Here is a 5,005-nt window from a genome sequence, read left to right on the forward strand (position 1 = left end):
CGGCACCAACTGCTCCCGCCGCCCAATCTTCACCCGAATCCTTGGAACCTCCTTCGTCCGCGCCCCCCGCAACCGCCCCAACGCCCGCTCCAACCGCTCCCTCCGCACCGGCTTCAACACGTAATCCCGAACATCCGCATCAAACGCCGCCACCGCATGCTCGGCGTGCGCCGTGACCAGCACCACCGGCACCTCCGGATGCTCGGCCTCCATCCGCCTGGCGAGCGTCAGCCCGTCCGTCCCCGGCATGTGGATATCCAGCAGCATCGCGTCCGGATGCACATCGCGCAGCAACCGCTCCACCGCCAGCCCATCCGGAGCCTCGGCACACACTTCGTGCCCCAGCTCCTCGACCAGCCCCCGCAGCCGCGCCCGGGCCGGCGACTCGTCGTCGGCAATCAGAATCCGCAGGCTCATCGCAAACCCCCATTTGTCCCGCCCTGCCGGGGCAGGGTGATGTCGATCTCGAAATGGTCCCCGTCGCGTTGAAGCGTCACCGCCGCCCGCTCCCCGAAGGCCTGGCGCAGCCGCGCCCGGGCCTCGTCGCCCGCCGTATGCGTGCCGTTGCCGGCGCGGTCGCTGACGGTGTTGCCAATGGTCACCACCACGGCGTCGCCCTCGCTGCGCGCACGCACCCACACCCGCCCGCCACCGCGCGAAGGCGCAATCCCGTGCTGGATCGCATTCTCCACCAGCGGCTGCAGCACCAGCGTCGGCACTTCGATGCCCAAGCCCTCCGCCGCCCCAGTATCCCAATCCACCTGCAGCCGCTCCCCAAACCGCGTCTGCTCGATCGCGAGATAGGCCCGCGCGAGCTCCAGTTCGGCCGCCAGCGGGTGCATCGGGCCGGTGGTGAAGGCGGCCCGGAACAGGTCGGCGAGGTCCAGCGTGACCTGCTCGGCCTTCGCCGGGTCGCTGCGGCAGAGCCCGGCGATGGTGTTCATGCTGTTGAAGAGGAAGTGCGGGCGCACCCGGGCGCGCAGCGCCTGCTCGCGGGCGTGGGCCACGTGCTGCGTCTCCTCCTTCCAGGCCGCGATCAGGTAGAGGTAGTGCATCGCGATCAGGCTCATCAGGATCGCGACGCCGACGATGGGCAGCCGGTGCGCGGGATCGGCAAGCGCGAAGTGTTCGGCCCCGAGGTGCACCAGCGCGGTGTTCAGCACCGCGGCGAGCGGCGGCAGGATCACCTGCCAGGCGATGCGCTGCCGGCGCAGCCAACGCTGGAGCAGGCAGAGCAGGCCGGTGGTGCTCATCGCGACCCAGGTGACGAACAGCAGGATCAGGCCGGTCTCGATCAGCGGCTCCGGGCCGGGGCTGCGCAGCAGCCAGACGACCAGCGCGAACAGGATTGCGAAGATCAGCACGCGCAGCAGCGTCTCGTCGCCGCAGAAGTTGGGCAGCACGTCGGCGTCCGCGTCGCGCGCGTGCGGCACTGCCTGCTGGTTTCCGGTGCCCCTCAACTCGGTTGTGCCCCTGTGACTCGGTGTTCCGTGCCCTTGCCGATCGGGCCGTCTGGGTCAGGCCCTCAATCTACCGCACCTGAGGCCGGGCGTGCCCGTGGGCGGGTCGTCGGCAGGTGCTATTCCGAGTGTGTTATCGGCCGGCGGGGGGGTATCTTGAGCCGGGCAGCCCAGGTCGTTCAGTTGCGATAGACGCGGCTACGGTGCCCGACCCGCAGGACGAGCACGACGAGAACCTCGTCACGCAGCTCGCAGATGAGGCGATAGTCGCCCACCCGGTAGCGCCAAAGCTCCGTGAACGGACCCTTCAGGGCCTTGCCAAGCTGACGGGGGTCGTCCAGCGGCTCAACGCGGTGATGCAGGAATTGAACGATGCGCTTCGCCTCAGGGCGTCCCAGCTTCTGCAGTTGTTTGCGGGCGTCGCCCGACAGCTCAATCCGCCAGCCCAAGCTCGCGCTCCACCTCGTCGAGCGGGTAGGTATGTTCTTCGCCGCGCTTCAGCCGTTCCAGCGTCTGCTCGGCGAGGTAGATATCCTCGAGGTCGTCGATGTGCTCTTCAATCGCCTCGCGGATGTAATACGATGCCGTGCGCCCCGTCCTTCTGGCCAGGGTCATCAGGCGTTCGTTGAGTTCGTCCGGTAGTCGGACCGCGGTCTGCTTGCTCATGACTCACCTTGGTTGACACGTCAACCATAGCCCTCATGCGGAGCAAGATCAAGCGGATGCACGGGTCGGATCAAGATAGGTTATTGAATCGCATCGATTTCGACCGCGAAGCACCGGGGTGATTCCGCTTAGACGCACGTTTTTGGTCCCGAAAACGCGGTCCCCGGCCCCCGCCTGGTTGCGTGGGTGAGGTCGCAGTGAGGACAATCGCGCAGCAGGGATGGTCCCTCCTGCTTGCCGCGGTTGAATCATCGTCCTGGAGTCCTGAACCGGTTCCCTCCGCTCAACCTTGCTCGAACGCTTCTCGCGGGACGCTTGACTGGCGGATGATCGATTGCAGGGTGCCGATGCGGAGTTCGAGTGATCCGGAACCGGTACCGTGATCGTGGTCTCGGGAAGCTGCTTCTGCATGACTACATGGCTGCCCCGGCGCCGAACTTCGACAAACCCGTGGCGTCCGAGAATGGCGCAGACCTGTTTTCCTGACAGCGGCCGCAGCCTACCCAACAGCCACCTCCACCCGCGTCACGAAGACTTCTTCGTGCAGGCGCGTCCCAATCTCCCCGGGAGATGCGGTCTCGAAAAAGAGCTCCAGTGCTTCACGGAGATTGGAGAGGGCATGTTCGATACTGTCTCCCTGGCTGGCAACATCCAGCTCCGGGCAAAGCGAGACGTAGCCATCGCCTTCCTTCTCGATGATTGCCGTGAGTTGTCTCTGCATGATCGTGTTTCCGGTTCAATCGGCTGGAAGTCCAGTGTCTTGTGCTTGGCGCCGTATGGCAAGGAAACCGTTGGCGCAAGGAGCGCACGCAGGGGTCGGACCAAGCCAACCCATTGAACCAGCGAGGTTTCGTCCGAAAATAACGGGGTGATTCGCGCTTAGACGCGCGGTTTCGGCCCCGAAAACGCGGCTTGAGGCTCTCCGTTGGTGAGTGCCGAATGGAATCCGCGGTTCTTTGCCGCACCACCAACGGCGGGTGGTGCTCACGGGCGTGATGGGGGGGTGGGCAGGGTTTCGCGGGTGGCGGGGGCGCTCCGAGGGTCTGCCTTGACACGAGGGTTAATGTCGATACATTAATCGACATGCAGCGGGTCTATGCTTGGGATGAGGCAAAGCGGCAGCAGAACTTGTCGAAACACAGGCTTGACTTCCTGGACGCCGACCTGGTCCTGGAAAGCCCCTATCGGCTTGAGGTCGATAGCGAGCGCAGCGGCGAGCGACGCCGACAGGCGTTTGCCTATGTGTTCGAGGTTTTGACGGTATTGACCGTGGTTTATCTGCCGGGGGATACGCTGCGTATCATCAGCTTTCGCCCGGCCAACCGTCGCGAACGGGAGAAGTATCATGAGTGGCTCGAAATTGATCGTGAAGTCGAGTGAGGAGATGCGCGCGGCGCGCGAGCGCGGAGAGAGTCGTTCGGACTGGGACGATGTGCGGCGCAAGATTCGTGAAGGCGTTGAGCCCGAAGCGGACCCTGATGCCCCTGACGCAACTGCGCTGCTCGAGGAAGAGATTGCGCATCGACGCGCGGGCCGACCAGCGGGTAGCGGGAATAAGGAGCAAGTCTCGATTCGGCTCGACCGGAACGTTCTGGCGGCTTTCAGGGCCACCGGAAAAGGGTGGCAAACCCGCATGAACGACGCGCTCTCGGACTGGCTGAAGCACCACTCTCCAAACCAGACCGGACGGAGGTGAGCGCATGCAGAGGTCGGACCAAGATAAGCTATCGAATCTCATCGATTTCGCCAGCGAATCACCGGGGTGATTCGCGCTTAAACGCACGTTTTTGACCCCGAAAACGCGCCTCCAGGCGCTTTTCAGTGGCGGGCAGGCCAGTCCGCTCTTTCCGGGTTGTGCGACTGCCGCTGGTGACAAGATCGCCGCCACTTGCGAAGATTCGCAGACGACGAGCGCAGGACGCGCTCCCGATTCCCTCGGCAAAGGATGGCCACGATGACCCACGAACACCCCGACGACTTCGACTCTCCGTGGAAGGAAGCACTGGAACAAGCGCTTCCGGAATTTCTCGCGCTGTTCTTTCCTGAAGCCCACGCGGGAATCGACTGGAGGCGCGGCTACCGCTTCCGGGACAAGGAGCTGCAGCAGGTGGTGCGCGACGCGGAGCTCGGCCGGCGCTACGCCGACAAGCTCGCCGAGGTGTACACACTCGACGGTAAGGAGACCTGGGTGCTGGTCCACATCGAGATCCAGGGTCAGGCGGATCCCGGATTTGCCGAGCGCATGTACGTTTACCACTACCGCCTGTTCGACCGTTACCGCCGGGACGTGGTGAGCCTCGCCGTGCTGACGGATGCGCAGGGCGCTTTTCGGCCCAATGGGTATCAGCGCGGTCGCTGGGGCTGTTCGCTGCGTTTCCGGTTTCCGACGGTCAAGCTGCTCGACTGGCGGGACCGCACCGCCGCCCTGGAGGCGGACCGCAACCCGTTCGCCTTGGTGGCGCTGGCGCAGCTGCAGGCGATGGCTCACCGGGGTGGTCCAGCGCGCAAGCGGGTGAAACTCCGTCTGATCCGGTTCCTCTACGCGCGGGACTACACGCGCGAGCAGATCCTTGCCTGGTTTCGGGTGCTGGACTGGATCCTGCGATTGCCGGAAGATCTGGATAGGGAGTTCAGGGAAGAACTGGTTGCCTTCGAGGAGGAAGCACAGATGCCATATGTGACGAGCGTTGAGCGAATCGGGATTCAGAAGGGTCGGCAGCAGGGCGAGGCTGCGATCCTATTGCGCCAGATTGCCCTGAAATTCGGGCCGCCCAGCGAGGAGGTGCACGCGCGGATCGAGGCAGCCGATGCCGACACCCTGCTGGACTGGTCGGCGCGCATTCTGACGGCGGAGCGTGTGGATGATATTTTCCGGTGAG

Annotated in this window: 9 protein-coding genes; 3 read left to right on the forward strand and 6 right to left on the reverse strand. The window is 64.6% G+C overall.

Annotated elements, in window-relative coordinates; all coding sequences use genetic code 11:
* The 6 genes from ACESMN_RS13240 to ACESMN_RS13265 form a co-directional block, all read right to left on the reverse strand.
* Nucleotides 1–417 (reverse strand): LytR/AlgR family response regulator transcription factor (locus ACESMN_RS13240; protein ID WP_373054079.1); only part of this gene is annotated, 417 nt, incomplete at its 3' end.
* Nucleotides 414–1,460, reverse strand: a complete 1,047-nt coding sequence (locus ACESMN_RS13245) for a sensor histidine kinase (protein ID WP_373054080.1) — start codon at nucleotides 1,458–1,460, stop codon at nucleotides 414–416. The genes ACESMN_RS13240 and ACESMN_RS13245, both read right to left, overlap by 4 nt.
* A gap of 179 nt (nucleotides 1,461–1,639) precedes the next feature.
* Nucleotides 1,640–1,909, reverse strand: coding sequence for a type II toxin-antitoxin system RelE family toxin (locus ACESMN_RS13250; RefSeq protein WP_373054081.1), 270 nt, complete (start codon nucleotides 1,907–1,909; stop codon nucleotides 1,640–1,642).
* Entirely contained in the window at nucleotides 1,893–2,126 is a 234-nt protein-coding gene (locus ACESMN_RS13255; protein ID WP_373054082.1) for a DUF6290 family protein, read from the reverse strand. Before ACESMN_RS13255 ends, ACESMN_RS13250 begins: the two co-directional genes overlap by 17 nt.
* 48 nt (nucleotides 2,127–2,174) lie before the next feature.
* Nucleotides 2,175–2,633, reverse strand: a complete 459-nt coding sequence (locus ACESMN_RS13260) for a type II toxin-antitoxin system HicA family toxin (RefSeq protein WP_373054083.1) — start codon at nucleotides 2,631–2,633, stop codon at nucleotides 2,175–2,177.
* On the reverse strand, nucleotides 2,626–2,847 hold the full coding sequence (locus ACESMN_RS13265; RefSeq protein ID WP_373054084.1) for a type II toxin-antitoxin system HicB family antitoxin: 222 nt from the start codon (nucleotides 2,845–2,847) through the stop codon (nucleotides 2,626–2,628). Before ACESMN_RS13265 ends, ACESMN_RS13260 begins: the two co-directional genes overlap by 8 nt.
* A 362-nt stretch (nucleotides 2,848–3,209) precedes the next feature.
* On the opposite strand from ACESMN_RS13265, the gene ACESMN_RS13270 reads away from it, so the two are divergent.
* The 3 genes from ACESMN_RS13270 to ACESMN_RS13280 all read left to right on the forward strand — a co-directional run bounded on the left by ACESMN_RS13270 (nucleotide 3,210) and on the right by ACESMN_RS13280 (nucleotide 5,004).
* The gene (locus ACESMN_RS13270) at nucleotides 3,210–3,506 is read left to right on the forward strand and encodes a BrnT family toxin (RefSeq protein ID WP_373054085.1); all 297 of its coding nucleotides are present in this window, start codon (nucleotides 3,210–3,212) and stop codon (nucleotides 3,504–3,506) included.
* Nucleotides 3,472–3,822 (forward strand): BrnA antitoxin family protein, encoded by a 351-nt coding sequence (locus ACESMN_RS13275; protein WP_373054086.1) that lies wholly within the window; start codon nucleotides 3,472–3,474, stop codon nucleotides 3,820–3,822. The genes ACESMN_RS13270 and ACESMN_RS13275 overlap by 35 nt, the downstream gene beginning before the upstream one ends.
* 258 nt (nucleotides 3,823–4,080) lie before the next feature.
* Nucleotides 4,081–5,004 carry a hypothetical protein gene (locus ACESMN_RS13280; RefSeq protein WP_373054087.1) on the forward strand — a complete coding sequence of 308 codons (924 nt, stop codon included), beginning with the start codon at nucleotides 4,081–4,083 and terminating at the stop codon, nucleotides 5,002–5,004.
* The last annotated feature ends 1 nt before the right edge of the window (nucleotide 5,005 follow it).

The sequence above is a fragment of the Thioalkalivibrio sp. genome (assembly GCF_041690275.1).
Classification (GTDB): Bacteria; Pseudomonadota; Gammaproteobacteria; order Ectothiorhodospirales; family Ectothiorhodospiraceae; genus Thioalkalivibrio.